Source organism: Brumimicrobium salinarum (genome assembly GCF_002844555.1).
In the GTDB taxonomy this organism is placed as follows: domain Bacteria; phylum Bacteroidota; class Bacteroidia; order Flavobacteriales_D; family Crocinitomicaceae; genus Brumimicrobium; species Brumimicrobium salinarum.
The window spans coordinates 46,526-63,462 of the sequence record NZ_PJNI01000010.1 but is presented as its reverse complement, the minus strand read 5'-3'; the positions used below and the strand labels follow the sequence as shown (position 1 = coordinate 63,462).

General features: G+C 35.5%; 12 protein-coding genes and 1 pseudogene. 9 read left to right on the top strand and 4 right to left on the bottom strand.

Going from position 1 to position 16,937, the window contains the following annotated elements; translation table 11 throughout:
• Window positions 1–12: 12 nt before the first annotated feature.
• A complete protein-coding gene (gene paaE, locus CW751_RS10000; protein WP_101334866.1) occupies window positions 13–1,086 on the bottom strand; it encodes a 1,2-phenylacetyl-CoA epoxidase subunit PaaE in 1,074 nt (357 codons plus the stop codon).
• 349 nt (window positions 1,087–1,435) lie between these two features.
• Here paaE and paaA point away from each other — a divergent pair.
• From paaA to CW751_RS15565, 5 genes and pseudogenes are all read left to right on the top strand, one after another.
• A pseudogene (gene paaA / locus CW751_RS15980) lies at window positions 1,436–2,385 on the top strand (1,2-phenylacetyl-CoA epoxidase subunit PaaA).
• Between the two features lie 23 nt (window positions 2,386–2,408).
• Window positions 2,409–2,696 carry a 1,2-phenylacetyl-CoA epoxidase subunit PaaB gene (paaB, locus tag CW751_RS09990; RefSeq protein WP_101334865.1) on the top strand — a complete coding sequence of 96 codons (288 nt, stop codon included), beginning with the start codon at window positions 2,409–2,411 and terminating at the stop codon, window positions 2,694–2,696.
• A 9-nt stretch (window positions 2,697–2,705) separates the two neighbouring features.
• Window positions 2,706–3,527 carry a 1,2-phenylacetyl-CoA epoxidase subunit PaaC gene (gene paaC / locus CW751_RS09985; protein ID WP_449495004.1) on the top strand — a complete coding sequence of 274 codons (822 nt, stop codon included), beginning with the start codon at window positions 2,706–2,708 and terminating at the stop codon, window positions 3,525–3,527.
• A 34-nt stretch (window positions 3,528–3,561) separates the two neighbouring features.
• Window positions 3,562–4,044 (top strand): 1,2-phenylacetyl-CoA epoxidase subunit PaaD, encoded by a 483-nt coding sequence (gene paaD, locus CW751_RS09980; RefSeq protein ID WP_101334864.1) that lies wholly within the window; start codon window positions 3,562–3,564, stop codon window positions 4,042–4,044.
• A gap of 38 nt (window positions 4,045–4,082) precedes the next feature.
• Window positions 4,083–4,301 (top strand): heavy metal-binding domain-containing protein, encoded by a 219-nt coding sequence (locus tag CW751_RS15565; protein ID WP_205677815.1) that lies wholly within the window; start codon window positions 4,083–4,085, stop codon window positions 4,299–4,301.
• Window positions 4,302–4,367: 66 nt separating this feature from the next.
• Here CW751_RS15565 and CW751_RS09970 read toward each other — a convergent pair whose 3' ends face one another.
• The 3 genes from CW751_RS09970 to CW751_RS09960 are packed head-to-tail and all read right to left on the bottom strand — an operon-like array spanning window position 4,368 to window position 10,792.
• Window positions 4,368–6,305: a tetratricopeptide repeat protein gene (locus tag CW751_RS09970; RefSeq protein ID WP_101334863.1), complete on the bottom strand. Its 1,938-nt coding sequence runs from the start codon at window positions 6,303–6,305 to the stop codon at window positions 4,368–4,370.
• Window positions 6,287–7,285, bottom strand: coding sequence for a PorP/SprF family type IX secretion system membrane protein (locus CW751_RS09965; RefSeq protein ID WP_101334862.1), 999 nt, complete (start codon window positions 7,283–7,285; stop codon window positions 6,287–6,289). The genes CW751_RS09970 and CW751_RS09965 overlap by 19 nt, the downstream gene beginning before the upstream one ends.
• Window positions 7,286–10,792 carry a DUF7948 domain-containing protein gene (locus tag CW751_RS09960; RefSeq protein WP_165779281.1) on the bottom strand — a complete coding sequence of 1,169 codons (3,507 nt, stop codon included), beginning with the start codon at window positions 10,790–10,792 and terminating at the stop codon, window positions 7,286–7,288.
• 279 nt (window positions 10,793–11,071) lie between these two features.
• Here CW751_RS09960 and dnaK point away from each other — a divergent pair, with 279 nt between their 5' ends.
• The 4 genes from dnaK (at window position 11,072) to CW751_RS09940 (ending at window position 16,933) form a co-directional block, all read left to right on the top strand.
• A complete protein-coding gene (gene dnaK / locus CW751_RS09955) occupies window positions 11,072–12,988 on the top strand; it encodes a molecular chaperone DnaK (protein ID WP_101334860.1) in 1,917 nt (638 codons plus the stop codon).
• A gap of 167 nt (window positions 12,989–13,155) precedes the next feature.
• Window positions 13,156–13,533, top strand: a complete 378-nt coding sequence (locus CW751_RS09950; RefSeq protein WP_101334859.1) for a RidA family protein — start codon at window positions 13,156–13,158, stop codon at window positions 13,531–13,533.
• Window positions 13,534–13,554: 21 nt separating this feature from the next.
• Window positions 13,555–15,510 carry a glycosyltransferase family 2 protein gene (locus CW751_RS09945; RefSeq protein WP_101334858.1) on the top strand — a complete coding sequence of 652 codons (1,956 nt, stop codon included), beginning with the start codon at window positions 13,555–13,557 and terminating at the stop codon, window positions 15,508–15,510.
• Between the two features lie 82 nt (window positions 15,511–15,592).
• On the top strand, window positions 15,593–16,933 hold the full coding sequence (locus tag CW751_RS09940; RefSeq protein WP_101334857.1) for a dihydrolipoamide acetyltransferase family protein: 1,341 nt from the start codon (window positions 15,593–15,595) through the stop codon (window positions 16,931–16,933).
• The last annotated feature ends 4 nt before the right edge of the window (window positions 16,934–16,937 follow it).

Genomic DNA, 16,937 nt, shown 5'->3' with positions numbered 1-16,937 from the left:
TATTATTGTTTTTTAATCATCAAATGAAACCACTAATTTGTCACTAACTGGATGCGACTGACATGTTAAAATATATCCTGCCTCTACCTCGTCTTCTTCCAAAGCATAATTAACATCCATTCTTGCTTTTCCTTCTAAAACTTTTGCCTTACAAGTACAACAAACTCCTCCCTTACATGAATAAGGAACGTCTGCACCTGCTTTTGAAGCTGCATCGAGAATGCTTTCTCCCTCGCTGTCAAGATTCAACAAAATTTCTTCTCCATCGAGAATAACTTTAATATTAGCATCGACTTTTGCGTGACTTGAAGCTTTTGGAAGTGGAGATTTATTTTTCTGAGAAGGTGAAGTAAATAATTCAAAATGAATTTTCTTGTCGTCATATCCTACTTCAGTAAAAACATCTTTTACCGCATGAATTGTGGGTTCTGGTCCACAAACAAAAACCTCATCAATATCTTGCTCTTTAAGGATTGAAGTATAAATTTTTTCAATTTGAGTTTTATCCAATAAACCTTCCTGCAGCTGATTTCCTAATTTCTCAGCACTAAAAACATGCATCAAACTAAAACGATCCATGTAAACATTTTTTAGGTCTTCAAGTTGATCTCTAAAAATAATGTAATCAAAGCCTCTATTTCCATAAACTAGAGTTACGTTGCTCTTCTTTGCTTTATTCAAGATGGTTTTAATCAAGGACATTACAGGTGTAATTCCACTACCACCAGCGAAGAAAAGGAATGATTTTTCTGAATCTTCTGTGATTTCAGTCGTGAAAGTCCCCATAGGTGTCATGACCTCAATTTCGTCATCTATCTTTAAATCTTCATTAGCAAAAGTTGAGAATTTACCATACTGCATTTTCTTAACAGCAACCCGCAATTCATCTTCATGCAATCCTGTGCAAATTGAGTAAGACCTTCTAACCTCTTCGCCATCTATATTTGTTCTGAAAGTCAAATATTGACCAGGCTCATAAACATAATTTTCTTTTAACTCTTCTGGAACCGTTAATGCAATTGAAACTGCGTCTTCGGTTTCCTGTCGAATATCTTTAATTTTTAAAGTGTGAAATCTTGGATTCATAATTTTCAAATTCTGTATTTACAAAATTAACAACTAAAGCCATATTTCTTGGATTCGGAGCTAAAAATTTGTATGTTATATTTAACCTGAAAGAAAATTTGTTTTTTTGAGAAGAAAACAAATGCTGTTGTCAGTTAATTCGTTGACAAAACAAAAGCTTTAGAAATATGTTTAACTGATAAGAAATAAGCAAAAATTAGAAATTATTTTGGATTTATTAGTTAATTGAATTTGAAATGAAAGACATAAATTAAGTAGTGACAAAAATCAGGTGATAAAATCGTAAAATATTTATAAATTTGTGAAGGACTGATTCCCTTATAAGGACTAAGCCAAAAAACTAGAAAACATGGAAGAACATACAACAGAAGCGTTAGACAAAAAATTCCAAGAGAAAGTTGATCATGAGATCAAAATTGAACCAAAGGATTACATGCCTGATGCATACAGAAAAACATTAATTCGTCAAATTTCACAACACGCTCATTCAGAGATTGTAGGACAATTACCTGAAGCAAATTGGGTTACTCGTGCTCCCAACCTAAGAAGAAAAGCTGTTTTATTGGCTAAAATTCAAGATGAAGCGGGTCACGGTTTATATCTTTATAGCGCTGTAGAAACTTTAGGAGCAGATAGAGAAGACACGATTGATGACTTGCACTCAGGAAAAGCAAAATATTCGAGTATTTTCAACTATCCATCTTTAACATGGGCCGATATGGGAACGATTGGTTGGTTGACGGTGCTGCAATTATGAATCAAGTTCCTTTGTGTAGATGTTCTTACGGACCTTATGCAAGAGCAATGGTACGTGTTTGTAAAGAGGAATCTTTTCACCAGCGTCAAGGTTTTGAAATTATTACAAAACTAGCGCAAGGAACGCCAGAGCAAAAAGAAATGGCGCAAGATGCATTGAACAGATGGTGGTGGCCTTCATTAATGATGTTTGGTCCAAACGACGCTGATTCAAAACACACGGCACAATCCATGAAGTGGAAAATTAAACGTCACACCAATGATGAATTGCGTCAAATGTTTGTTGATGCTACAGTTCCGCAGGCAGAATTGATTGGATTAACAATTCCAGATAAAGACCTTAAGTTCAATGAAGAAACAGGTCATTATGACTTTGGAGAAATTGATTGGGATGAGTTTTGGCAAGTTGTTAAAGGTCATGGTCCTTGTAATAAAGAAAGAGTTGCTGCCCGTAAGAAAGCCAAAGAAGATGGAATGTGGGTAAGAGAAGCAGCTAACGCGTATGCAGATAAAAGAGCAAAACGCAAAAAGAAAGTATCCTAACAAATTGAATAAAGAAAGAAATTATGAGTAAAAAAGAATGGCCACTTTGGGAAGTATTTATCCGAAGTAAACAAGGGTTGAGTCACAAACATGCAGGCAGTTTGCGCGCTGCAGACGAAGAAATGGCAATTAACAATGCACGTGACGTTTACACACGACGAAGCGAAGGTGTTAGTATTTGGGTTGTAGAATCGAAAAATGTATTTGCATCAGATCCTTCTGAGGCTGGACCTTTATTTGAACCAGCGAATTCAAAAGCATATCGTCACCCAACTTTTTACGAAGTTCCAGACGGAATAAAACACATGTAAGCCAGAAAAATGACAAAACAAGAAGCATTATTTGAATATTTATTGCGCAATGCCGATGACAGTTTAATTCTAGGTCACCGTTTATCTGAATGGTGTGGACACGGTCCAATTTTAGAGGAAGACATCGCGTTAACCAATATTTCGCTTGACTTAATTGGTCAGGCAACAGAATTATATAAATACGCAGCAGAGGTTGAAGGAAAAGGAAGAACCGAAGATGATTTGGCTTTCTTGAGATTAGAAAAAGAATACAAAAATGTTCTTTTAGTAGAGCAAACGAATGGTGATTTCGGAAAAACCATTACACGTCAATTCTTCTTTGATCATTTTGAGCACTTGCTTTACGAAGGTCTAAGCAAAAGTAAAGATGAAAGGATTGCTGCAATTGCAACTAAGACTTTAAAGGAGATTAAATACCATTTGAAACATTCGAGTGAATGGATGATTCGTTTGGGAGATGGTACAGAAGAATCACATGAACGTGTTCAAGAATCTGTAACTGACTTGTCTCGATTTACGGAAGAACTTTTTTTCCAAGACGAAGTGGATGAAATTCTTATAAAAGAAGGAATTATTCCTAACGTAAAGGATTATAGAATAGCCTACGAAAAAAGTATAGCTGCTGTTTTGGAAGAAGCGACATTAGTCCTTCCAGAAAAAGATGGCAACTCGATGGCGGAAGAAAAGGAATTCACTCTGAACATTTGGGTTATTTATTGGCCGAATTGCAATATATGCAGAGAACATATCCAGGGATGGAATGGTAAATTAATTACGAATAACGAATGTTTGAATTACGAATTATGTAGTTTACCCATTCGTAATTCGTAATTCAAACATTCGTAATTCGTAATTCGTAATTATTATGACAGTAGAAGATATTTGGGAAATGTTGGAGGACGTTACAGATCCTGAGGTTCCAGTTTTAACAGTTGTGGATCTTGGGGTTGTTCGTGATGTTGTTCAGCTTGGTGATAAGCAATGGAAAATTATCATTACACCAACTTATACTGGTTGTCCAGCGATGCAGGTCATTGAAGATGATATCAAAGCGAGACTTTCAAAAGAAGGACTGGAAACAGAAGTTGAACTCGTACTTTCTCCTGCTTGGACCACAGATTGGTTGAGCGAAAACGGTAGAAAGAAACTTGAAGAATACGGAATTACTCCACCACAAGACGAAGGAGACAAATCTGTTCTTTTTGGTGAAAAGCCATTAATTCCTTGTCCAAGATGTAAATCTAAAAACACACGCCTAGTTTCTCAATTTGGTTCTACAGCATGTAAAGCGCATTACCAATGCAATGATTGTCAGGAACCATTTGATTATTTCAAATGTTTAAAGTAAATTTAAAGCATATTAACCATACAATAAAAGTGAAGATTATGAAAAAAGTGAAAATTTTAATGGCTACAGGAGCATTTTTCCTATCGGGAATGATGTTTACAGCATGTGGTAGTGAAACAGCTACAACTGAAGCTGAAGAACAAACAGCCAACAGTGAAGTTTACCAATGCCCAATGGATTGTGAAGAAGGTAAAACATACGAAGAGCCAGGACAGTGTCCCGTTTGTGAAATGGATTTAAAAAAGGTTGAATCGTAAGATAATGTGGCGTTTGGTATGGGCGATTTGCAAATCGCCCTTACCAAATCGCCCATACCAAACGCCCTAACGACCATCAGCATCAATATCCACACTTTGGATCTCAATTTTTCTCTCTATAGCTGCCGCTCTAGAATACACAGAGTTTTTTACATCGTTCGGATTATCACTTACAATTTGATTAGCCTCGTATTCTCCAAAAGGTACTTGCACGATTTTTATCGCACCACCATTTTCGGCTGTTTGATTCAAGTATTTTCTAAAAATGCCATTATTATAATTACTCAAGTAATTGACCATAGAGGCAATTCTACGCTTGGTTAAATTAACATTGTAATCTGTTTTAGCCAATGGACTCGCAAAACCCTTCACTGTCAACTCTATTTTCCTACCTCTTTCTAATTCAACCAATAATAAATCTATAAAATGTTTCAAATCCCTAACACCTTGGTCAACATATTCCATAAAAAAGTCTTCAATATCATCTTTAGCATCAGCTGCCTCCTCTCCTTTTAAGCCAGAAGCGTATTCTTTTTTATATTTTTCAATCATTGCTGTATAATCATTATAACTATCCATGTAATCTACTTGTGAAGTCGTATCCCATGATCGCGGGTTTGGAATATCATTATGAAAGTAAAGTGTTACAGGTAATCTTCTATTCAAATCTTCCAAGGTTTCAGTAATTGTAGGTGGCGTATCATTTAATTCTTTTCTCACCATAAAAATATCACTGCAGCAAGTTGGGTTTTTACTAAAGTTACTTCCTAGTCTATTAGAGCTAAAAAAAGCAGTGTCCTTGGAAGGTGTTTGGAAATAATATAAATCGTTCGCAGGTGAGTTTATCGGTTCCATCATGTTTTCAGGAGCTGAGAATGAATTATTATATTTAGATTTAAAAATATCATATCCTCCAAATCCATCATACCAAGAGCTACTAAAGTAAAGTGTTTGTGACTCACCATCAAAAAAAGGAGAAAGCTCATTGTCCATTGTATTGATTCGTTTCACATTTCGTGGTTTTCTAAATTGATTCCCATCCTTAATAAAACTATACCAAATATCCATTCCACCCTTTCCACCTTCACGGTCGGAAGCATAAAACAGTACTTCACCTCCCTCCCATTCTGTAATAAATGGCATTGTAGTATTCGCATTTTCATGATTAATAATGTTCCCTAATGTATCAATATCTACAAAGCGATCCCCCTCTACATACGCTACTAATATCCTACATTTATAATTGTTTCCATTATCTGAACAATAACTAAAATAAAAACGTTTTTTATCTAAACTAAAGGTTCCATTACCAGAATGTGCATCTGTCCAATTTAGGTCCTCAATGATTTCTTCTTCTTTAAACGTACTATCTTGTAATTTCGATTTGTAAAGATGTGTGCTATATGTTGGGTCGTATACCTCTTCTTCAGCACTTATTGAATCTGCTCGTAAAGAGGAGAAAAATAAATGATTATTAATTAAACGATGACCAAATTCAGCATTAGGAGTATTGATGTGACTCGGAAGCGCTTCAAAAATATGATCTGTAGAGTCTCCTTGGTTAGACTTTGCCCAAACACATGATTGTGCCTCTGTTCTACTTTTGCGATAAAGATACCCTCTTCTATCTCTACGGTATGTTTTTTTTGCTTTTTTAAAAACAGTTAATGCTTCATCATATCGAGCACATTGCTTCAACATTAAACCATAATACAGCAGACTATATGGATAAAGTTCTGCACCTTCTCTCTCATATACCTTTCCATAATAATACGCAGCCTTAGGATAATCTTTGTAGGCGCGTAAGGTTTCTGCATACTGCCAAAGGATGTCAATACTATTTGAATCAATTTGCAGGGCTTTCTTGTAATATTGAAGTGCATATACATAATCGCCATCTTGATATTTTTCTTGGGCAAACGTAAGATACCTTTTTAAATCTTGTTGGGCATTAACAGAGCAACCAATAAGTACAAATGACAAAATTAAATATAGTCTGGACATACCCTATGTTTTATGTTTTTTGGATTAAAACGCGTAAAAATATAGCGAATACTGAGTTCTAAACCACCACGCGCTCTACTTGCTGGTGTCAATTTTGAAAAATTAATGTCGTATGATAATCCTGCCCACCAGTTTTGATATTCCATACCTGCTGTTAGATAAAAAGCATCACTGCTCCTCATATATAAACCTCCTAAAATTGCGCGATACTCTCCCATGCGATCTATCAAAATATAGCGAACCTGTGATCCCATTATAAATTCTCTATATTTTCCTTGTAGATTAAGTTGGATACTTGGTAAAATATCCCAATCAAACCCAATTTTATATTCTGCTTGAGCAAAGAGGTTGAACCGCATATCTCGCCTTACTTTATCCCCAAAAAATCCTTGATTGGGTCGATTAATATTAAACAACCCGATTCCTGCAATAAATCGTTCACGTTTGCCTCTTTGATATTCATAAGCAGCACCGACTCCCCATGTAAAATTTGTCTTCTTTTGGGTCTGAAAACTTTCATTAGTCGGTAAAGTAGGGTCAAATTGCTGACCATTCCATTGACTATCGAAATTAAATGCGGTTGCATCTAAAGAACGAAAATTAACTCCAACTTGCAGTGCAGGCCTTAATAAATGGGTAGAATCTGCTGTTAATTGATAAGTATATGAAACAGAAGGAATAAATTCAATCGTTCGAAAAGATCCATCTCCAACCACATCATTCATGAAAACAGCTCCTAAATTAAAATCTTTATACAACTGTTTTGCCTCGCCAGTAATGGAAAGTGTTTGGAAAGGTACCGTTACATTTCTCCATTGATCTCGATAATTGGCATGAATTCGATAATCTCCTTGAAATCGACCAACATTGGCAGGGTTTTGAAATACTGGATTGTGATCAAACTGAGACCAATGAATATCCTGACCATAAGTGAAATGGGCGCATATCAAAAAAAACAATATGTATTTAATTGCTTTCAATTATCTAATTAACGTAATATTACCTTTTTTCAAAAATTCTTGACCATCAATACAGTGCCCTTCCAAATAATAATCATAAACATCTGGATCTAATCGTTTACCTCTAAAAGTTCCATCCCAACCTCCATGCATGGTATTGGTCTCATATACCAACTCACCCCATCGATCATAAATACGAAAAATAACATCTGCCACAACTGCACTTCTTAACCTCAATACATCATTTTTTCCATCACCATTAGGTGAAAAAGCATTGGGAACAAAAATAAACGGTTCATCGCATACATAAGGATAAGCTTTTACGGATACAGAAGCCGATTTTGTACATATCCCATCAGAAACGAAAACTAAAAAATCGGTTGATTCGTATATCGTTGTTGTTGTTTCTTGACTGTATGGTTGCTCAATACTTTCATCTGGAATCCAAGTATAGTTATAACCACTCGGTTCAGCAGAAAGTTCCACCTCTCCTCCAACAGGTACACTCGATTCTGAAGCGGTAGCGATAACGGAAGTTTCATCGATATCACTTACAGAAATCAAAATTGAGTCTAAAAAATTACATCCATTACTCGCAGTTGCATATACATACAGATACTGCGTAGAAGTAGGTCGAACAACTACAGTTGAGGTTCCGTCTCCGGAAACAATTACTGAATCTGGACTCCAATCGAAATTAGTATAGCTTATCAATGGATTGTTACTCATTGCTGAAATGGTGGTTTCATCATTCAAACATAAATTGGTTTCACCTGTTAGCTCAAGACTTGCACTTGTAAAATTAACCGCCACACTGTCAATCACTTCACAGCCATTATTAGCCACTGAAATATAATAATACCCTTCAGTTGGTGTATTAATTGTGACTGTAGAGTCTGCTATTGAGTTATTCAGCGTATCAGAAAAGTTGGCATCTGATGACCAAATAAAAGTATTTGCTGTTCCATTCGCATCTGCAGTTAATGTTATTACTTGAGGTTCGCAAAGACTAATATCTGCAATACTTTCCAATTCAAGTTCAGGATAAACCTCAATAGTTATAAAAGCAGTGTCAGTAATCAAACATATTGAATCCGTTACCGTAAGCATCACCTCGTAACTTCCTGGTGTAGTATAGGTAACTTGTGGTTCGTAAGTTGTAGAATCTAAGTTTCCATTGCCAAAATCCCATATATAACGATCTGAATCTGAAGAGAAGTTTTCAAAATTGACAGTAAATGGAGAGCAACCGATTGTATTATCTGTCGTAAATTCAGCATTCGGAATAAGATTAAAATCAAATTTAAAAGTTAGGGCATTACAGTTGTTTGCTAAATTTTGATTTGACCAAGCACCAGGAGTAGTTGGAAAATCACTAAAACCTCCACAACCACCACAAACTCCTTGATAAACAACACCGTTTTTATCGAATCTACTTGTTCCGCCATCTACATGTTCGCTAGAAGATCTACTTCCCAAATAAGTTCCGTAAAGTAAACTGTTAAAATCACGTTCAACAACCATTAAATAAAAATCATATCCACTTTGCGGATTACTTTGAAATGCATTTGGAGTAACGGCCATTCCGGTCATTTGTGGTGCTCCCTGAAGAACACTTCCTCCCCAACCCGATACATACATATTTCCGCAAATATCAACTAAAAAAGCAGAAGGTGACAAATCAAAAATAGGGCTTCCACTTCCAAAGACCGTTGATCCCGAAATACTTCCTAAGCTTGGATCTAATTTAGCTATAAACTGACTCGATCCTGGATTTGAAAAATTCGCATTATTGACGGGGAACAATCCGCCATTACTCTGCCCTAGAACAAAGACATTATCTAATCGATCAATCTCAACAAAAAACACCTGATCATAATCTGAGGTTCCAATGTAAGTGGAATGCATTAAGCTCAATCCATCAGTTGAAAGTTTACCTATAAAGCCTTCTGCCACTCCACCAAGATTTGTTGATTGATACGCTCCTGTAGTAATATCCAAATCATTAGAGGCGGTTCCTCCTGCAAAAACAATATTCTGACTCGAATCAATTTTGGTTGAATAAATCGCATCAGCCTCTGACCCACCGTAAAAACTAGAAAACAAAAGACTCGAAAAGTCATTCTTCAATTTGAATATCACACCATCTTGTTGCCCTCCTAATGCAGGTTGAAAAGGATTTAAGGTTGGAAAATCAGCAGATCTTGTTGCAGAACCTACAAGAATGTTATTCACAGAATCTAACATGATCTCACCCCTAAATTGATCCCCATAATTCATTGTTAAACTGTCGTAAGCACTTGCTACGCCATAATTCCCAGCACTAACAATGTAATTTATACCATCATTTTCACTTCCTCCAAGATAGGTTGACCCCAATAAATTATGACCATTTGCACTAAATTTTGAAACATAAATATCGGTCCCCTCAGCTCCATAATTTATACCATTGTAGGTAACAGTAAAAGGTGTTCCTCCAGCAAAAGAAGATTGAATTGCGTTTTGTGTAGGAAAATCTAACGAGGAAGTTGATCCGAAAACATAAACATTATTATCCTGATCACAAATTAGAGAATGTGGAACATCTGTTCCTTTAGAATTATCACCTCCTCCATAAAATGTTGCCCACTGCATTGTAGATCCATCTTCATTATATTTTACAATAAAAGCATCTGTAGTAACTATATTTACATTGACAACAGTCATATTTGAATTAGGATCAAATACATTTGGGTCAGGCATAGGATGCGAATTTCCATAAATTGTTCCGCCCGTAAATGCAGAGCCATCATAACCATAGGTTGCTGTCATTCCAAAATTATCAGAAATAGCTGCGTTATAGGTTGCAAATACTAAAGTGGGATCAATAATTAATTTGACCCTTGGATTATATTCACCTAATTCAAAAGTAACCACATTATCATTTAATTGAAATGCACACGAAACTTCAACTATCTTTCCGTTGACTATTTGATACGTATATGGCTTTTTTTCAATAATTTCTCCAAGTTCTGTTTTAATAATTAGATTGCCTTTTCTGTCAATTTTTAAATCAGTATGATTACCATATTCTAATTGAATTTTATTTGGGTCAGCATTGGGAGATAATATAAACTCGTATTTTATTTCATTTTCTTGTTCAAGAAAACGCAAATCGACACCAGCGTATAAGTTCTTCATTGTAAACTCATTATAACCGCGCACATCAGAAGCCCAATTTGCTTTGTTGTTTCCTAAAAAGTAATTATAATAATGGTTTGTTTTTCCTTTTGTCTCAATTTGAGAAACGTTAAGAGCATTTTTGAATTTTAACTCCACCAATTGTTCACGAAAAGTTAATTCATCTGAAAATTTAGAATTAGAAAAATGAGCGGCTTGTAATTTTGAATAATCTTGAAGTTGAAATAAAACCCGACCTTGTTCGATCCACATATTTCCTCCGTTAATTTTCTTTTGGAACAAAACTTCCTCTCCCCACTGTCCTTTATTCTCAATGAATGAATAATGAACTGAATGAATATGTGTCACCTCCTGACTTTTCGAATTCAAGATGACAAACGACATAATAAGTAATAGCATATACCTTAACATAACCCTAAATATAATTAAAACAAATGAAAAAACGCTATACGTCAACAAGAGGTTTTTAAATCCTGACAGTTTTAAGACAAGATGTCAGTTATAATTCATTACTAATACGTTAAATATGACAAAATGCAACATAAATTGTAGAAAAAGCTAGTGGCACAAGGATTGATTAAGGCAGAATGAGTTTAAAAATTAAAATTAGAAAAAACAAAAACTGATATGGGAAAAATAATTGGAATTGACTTAGGTACTACCAACTCTTGCGTTTCCGTAATGGAAGGTAACGAGCCAGTAGTAATTACAAACGCAGAAGGAAAACGTACGACACCTTCAATTGTTGCATTTGTGGAAGGAGGTGAACGTAAAGTTGGAGATCCAGCAAAACGTCAAGCCATTACAAATCCACAAAAGACAGTTTCTTCAATCAAAAGATTCATGGGGGTAACTTATGATGAAGTGAACAACGAAGATGGAAGAATGTCTTACGAAGTAGTAAAAGGAGACAATAACACGCCACGTGTTAAGATCGACGACCGTACATATACACCACAAGAAATTTCAGCAATGGTACTTCAGAAAATGAAGAAAACTGCTGAAGACTATTTAGGACAAGAAGTTACAGAAGCAGTAGTTACTGTTCCTGCTTACTTTAATGACTCGCAACGTCAAGCAACGAAAGAAGCTGGTGAAATTGCTGGTTTAACGATTAAAAGAATTATCAACGAGCCAACAGCAGCAGCATTGGCTTACGGATTAGATAAAAAGAATGTTGACCAAAAAGTGGCAGTATTTGACTTTGGTGGAGGTACTTTCGATATGTCTATCCTTGAATTAGGAGATGGAGTATTTGAGGTTTTGGCTACGGATGGAGACACACAATTAGGTGGTGATGACGTAGATGAGGTAATCATTAAATGGTTGGCTGAAGAATTTAAAAACGACGAAGGAATTGACTTGAGAAAAGATCCAATGGCACTTCAACGTTTGAAAGAAGCAGCAGAGAAAGCAAAAATTGAACTTTCATCAGCTTCATCAACAGAAATTAACTTGCCTTACATTATGCCAGTAGATGGTGTACCAAAACACTTGGTAAGAACATTACAACGTTCTAAGTTTGAACAATTGATTTCAGACATCGTAGAAGCAACTATAGCACCATGTCGTAGAGCTTTAGAAAGTGCTGGATTATCAACAAACGATATCGACGAGGTGATTTTAGTTGGAGGTTCTACACGTATTCCTATGATTCAGGATGCAGTTAAGAACTTGTTCAAGAAAGATCCTTCAAAAGGAGTTAACCCAGATGAGGTAGTTGCAATTGGTGCAGCGATTCAAGGAGGAGTTTTAACTGGAGAAGTTAAAGATGTATTGTTACTTGACGTTATTCCACTTTCATTAGGAATTGAAACTATGGGAGGAGTAATGACGAAATTAATCGATGCAAATACAACGATTCCAACGAAAAAATCTCAGATATTCTCTACAGCGGCAGACAATCAACCATCGGTTGACATCCACGTATTGCAAGGTGAGCGTTCAATGGCAAATGACAACAAGACATTAGGTCGTTTCCAATTGACAGATATTCCACCAGCACGAAGAGGAGAGCCTCAAATTGAGGTGATTTTCGATATCGATGCAAACGGAATCATGAACATTTCTGCAAAAGATAAAGGAACTGGAAAAGAGCAATCAATTAAGATTGAGGCGTCTTCAGGTCTAAGCGAGGAAGAAATCGAAAGAATGAAAAACGAAGCTGAGGCGAACGAGGAAGCAGATAAGAAAAAGAGAGAAGAGATTGAAACAATCAACAAAGCAGATTCTCAAATTTTCCAAACTGAGCGTCAATTGAAAGAATACGGAGATAAAATTCCAGCAGAGAAGAAAAAACCAATCGAAGATGCCTTAGCTGAGTTAAAATCAGCATATGAAGCAAAAGATATTGATAAAATCAACACTGCATCGGAAAAGTTAAACACTGTGTTCCAAGCGGCTTCACAAGAGATGTATCAACAAGAAGGTGCTAATCAAGGAGGTGCAGCTGGAGCAGACCAAGGAGCAGCTGGCGGAGAAAACACAGCTGACGACGAGGTTACAGATGTAGACTTTGAGGAAGTAGAAGATGATAAAAAATAATGTGACTTAGGCGAAAATTAATTCGTCGAAACACATCCTTAAATTTAAAAGCTGTTCTAGAATTCTAGAACAGCTTTTTTATTGAATCACATTCATATAATTTTCATATATGCCTACCTAAAATCAATCAAAATTATTAAACTTGTGAAAAACCATGAATTGTTGATATGAAAAAAGTGATTACCATTCCAAATGCACCTCAACCAATTGGTCCATACAGTCAAGCAGTTTTGAAAAATGATACTTTATATGTCAGCGGTCAAATACCAATTGATCCAAAGACAGGTGTTTTACAAAATCACAATATCAAAGTGGCAACACAACAGGTAATGGAAAATATAAAAGCTTTAGTTGAAACAGCAGGGCTCGAAATGTCTGACATTATAAAGTGTAGTATTTTTTTAAAATCAATGAACGATTTTACAGAAGTAAATGAAGTTTATGCGCAATATTTTAATGCCGCACCACCCGCTAGAGAAACGGTAGAAGTCAAGAAGCTTCCAATGGATGTTTCAGTTGAAATTTCATGTATCGCCATAAAGTGATTTCATTTTACATAAGAAGAATTGGAAAACAAAAACATTAGCATATCGGTTGTTGTCGTTAATTATAACGTTGAATACTTCCTGGAACAATGTTTAAACTCTGTTTTTGATGCATTGAAAGGCATCGAAGGAGAAGTTTTCGTGGTTGACAACAATTCTATTGATGGCTCCGTAGCCATGGTAAAAGAACGTTTTAAGGAAGTTAAGTTAATAGAAAACAAGGACAATGTCGGCTTTTCAAAAGCCAATAACCAAGCCATGGAAGTCGCAAAAGGAAGGTACATTCTTTTACTCAACCCAGATACCGTTGTAGAAGAAGACACCTTTAGAAAATGTATTGACTTTATGGATCAACACCCTGAAGGTGGAGGATTGGGAGTTCACATGATTGACGGAAAAGGAAACTTTTTACCTGAAAGTAAAAGAGGACTTCCAACCCCGGCAGTTGCTTTTTACAAAATATTTGGTTTTTCTCGTTTATTCCCAAAAAATAAGACATTTGGTAAGTATCATTTAGGCTTTTTAGATGAATTTGAAACCAATGAAGTGGAGATATTAAGTGGTGCTTTTATGTTTATGAGAAAAGAAGCACTCGACAAAGTGGGATTACTTGACGAAGCATTTTTCATGTACGGAGAAGACATCGACCTTTCATATAGAATCATAAAAGGAGGATATAAAAATTATTACTTTCCAAAAACACAAATTATTCATTACAAAGGTGAAAGCACAAAAAAAAGCAGTATTAATTATGTTTTTGTTTTTTACCGTGCAATGGTAATTTTTGCAGAAAAACATTTTTCTCAGAAAAACGCAAAGTTATTTTCATTTTTCATCAATTTAGCTATTTATTTTCGTGCTGGGATTGCCATTTTGAGTCGTTTTATCAAACGTATTCTCCTTCCTGTTTTAGATTTTAGCGTTTTAATGATCAGTTTGTACTATTTAAAAAAGCTCTGGTCACTTGAACAAATCAATTTTCCGATAGAAGTAATTAAATACGCCCTTCCAAGTTATATTTTAACTTGGTTAATCACCAATTTCTATGCGGGTTCTTATGACTTTCCAATTAAAGTAAAATCCTTTTTTAAAGGAACCTTTGTGGGAACAATCATTATACTAGTCGTATATGCTTTACTCCCTAAAGATCTACAGTTTTCTAGGCTTTTCATTTTAATTAGTGCATTAATCGTTTTGGTTTACTTTTTACTCTCCAGAACCGCTTTACATTATTTAATAGGGCAAAAATTTGATTTACGGGGAGTAAAAAATAAAAACTTCGCTGTTGTAGGGGAAACAGATGAAATTGAACGTGTTAAAATGATTTTAAAAAACACACCACAAAAGGTAAATAAAATATTTAGCGTCTCCCCATACAAACATAAATCTGAGGAAGACAGTGGAGCGATAAATCAATTGGATCAAATTATAGACATATATAAAATTGATGAAGTAATATTTTGTGCTAAAAACACAAGCGCCGAAACAATTATTCATTGGATGTCAAAAACATCAGCCAGTAGCATAGAATTCAAAATTGCACAACCCAACAGCACGTATTTAATTGGAAGTAATTCAATTGATACAGCAGGCGATCTTTATTTGATGGAAATTGACAACATTTCATCTACTGCCAACAGAAGGAACAAACGAACTTTTGATTTTATATCTGCTTTTATCTTACTCCTATGCGCTCCCCTATCAATCTGGTTTTATAGTGATAAAGTTCAGTTTTTAAAGAATACATGGCACGTGTTTATTGGAAAAAAAACATGGATAGGATATGCTTTAGCAGCTGAGCAAAACCACAGGAGTTTGCCCAGGTTAAAACAAGGGATTCTTACACCCGCAGAAGAAATGAAAGAAAAAGGTGATCGATCAACATTTTCTAAACTCAATCTAATCTACGCAAGAAATTACTCCATCCTAACAGATCTTAAGATTATAAGCAAGTTTTGGAGAAACTTAGACCGATAAATCAAGGCATTTGGTTTGATAAAACCGAAAATTCAATTATTTTTGTGCAACTCTTATAGATAATTATATCATAAACAAAAATATGTCACAAGTAGAAATTCGACTCCCGAAAATGGGAGAAAGTGTTACCGAAGCAACCATTACCAATTGGTTAAAAAATGTAGGAGACACTATAGAAATGGACGAACCACTTGTTGAAGTGGCAACAGATAAAGTTGATAATGAGCTACCTTCAGAAGTTTCTGGTACGGTAGCAAAAATATTATTTGAGGTAGACGAAGTAGCACAAGTAGGAGATGTTATTGCGCTCATCTCAACTGATGGTGAAGTAGATAATACTTCCAATGAGACTGCAAACGAAGCTAATAATTCACAAGAAAGCTCAATAGAAGCTGTTGAAAAAACAGTTACTGATGCTGTTTCAACAGTACAAACCTCTTCAGACCTAGATAAAACAGGTCCGAGCGGTAAGTTTTACTCTCCATTAGTACGCAGTATAGCTGAAAAGGAAGGTATTGGAATGGATGAATTAGAGAGCATTTCTGGTTCTGGACAAAACGGAAGGGTAACCAAGAAAGATATTTTCGAATATATTGAAAATGGAGCAAAGCAACCTCAAGCTGCTGCCAGTACTTCAAATACATCAACAGCACTAAAACAAGCAAAGCAAGTTCAATCCGAAGCACCAAAAGCGCCACCTGTTGCGCCAATGGAAGGTGATGAAATTATTGAAATGGACAGAATGAGAAAACTCATTTCTGAGCACATGGTTCGTTCAAAGCACACATCTCCGCACGTCACATCTTTTGTTGAAGCAGATGTTACTGAAATATGGAAATGGAGAAATAAAATAAAAGGTGACTTTAAAGCACGTGAAGGTGAAAACTTTACTTTTACTCCAGTTTTCATCGAAGCAGTTGCTAAAGCTATAAAAGACTTCCCATTAATTAACATTAGTGTTGAGGGAGATAAAATAATAAAGAGAAAAGACATCAATATTGGAATGGCTGCTGCATTACCTTCAGGAAATTTAATCGTTCCTGTTATAAAGCAAGCAGACAGAATGAACCTTTATGGTTTAGCAAAAAAGGTAAATGAATTAGCCAATAAAGCACGAAATAACAAACTCACTTCTGATGAAATTCAAGGTGGAACCTACACATTAACGAACGTAGGTACCTTTGGAAACGTAATGGGAACTCCTATTATTAATCAACCACAAGTAGCAATTATGGCTACTGGAGCAATTAGAAAAGTTCCTGCTGTAGTTGAAACTCCAGAAGGTGATTTCATAGGCATTCGATACAAAATGTTCCTCTCTCACTCTTATGATCACAGAGTTGTAGATGGTGCATTAGGTGGTATGTTTGTAAAACGTGTGGCGGAGTATTTAGAAAGCTTCGATCCGAATACAAAATTATAAACTG

Bases quoted from the DNA above. Each gene is read 5' to 3' on its own strand.
- paaE (WP_101334866.1), bottom strand. From the start codon at position 1,086: ATGAATCCAAGATTTCACACTTTAAAAATTAAAGATATTCGACAGGAA.
- paaB (WP_101334865.1), top strand. From the start codon at position 2,409: ATGAGTAAAAAAGAATGGCCACTTTGGGAAGTATTTATCCGAAGTAAA.
- paaC (WP_449495004.1), top strand. From the start codon at position 2,706: ATGACAAAACAAGAAGCATTATTTGAATATTTATTGCGCAATGCCGAT.
- paaD (WP_101334864.1), top strand. From the start codon at position 3,562: ATGACAGTAGAAGATATTTGGGAAATGTTGGAGGACGTTACAGATCCT.
- CW751_RS15565 (WP_205677815.1), top strand. From the start codon at position 4,083: ATGAAAAAAGTGAAAATTTTAATGGCTACAGGAGCATTTTTCCTATCG.
- CW751_RS09970 (WP_101334863.1), bottom strand. From the start codon at position 6,305: ATGTCCAGACTATATTTAATTTTGTCATTTGTACTTATTGGTTGCTCT.
- dnaK (WP_101334860.1), top strand. From the start codon at position 11,072: ATGGGAAAAATAATTGGAATTGACTTAGGTACTACCAACTCTTGCGTT.
- CW751_RS09950 (WP_101334859.1), top strand. From the start codon at position 13,156: ATGAAAAAAGTGATTACCATTCCAAATGCACCTCAACCAATTGGTCCA.
- CW751_RS09940 (WP_101334857.1), top strand. From the start codon at position 15,593: ATGTCACAAGTAGAAATTCGACTCCCGAAAATGGGAGAAAGTGTTACC.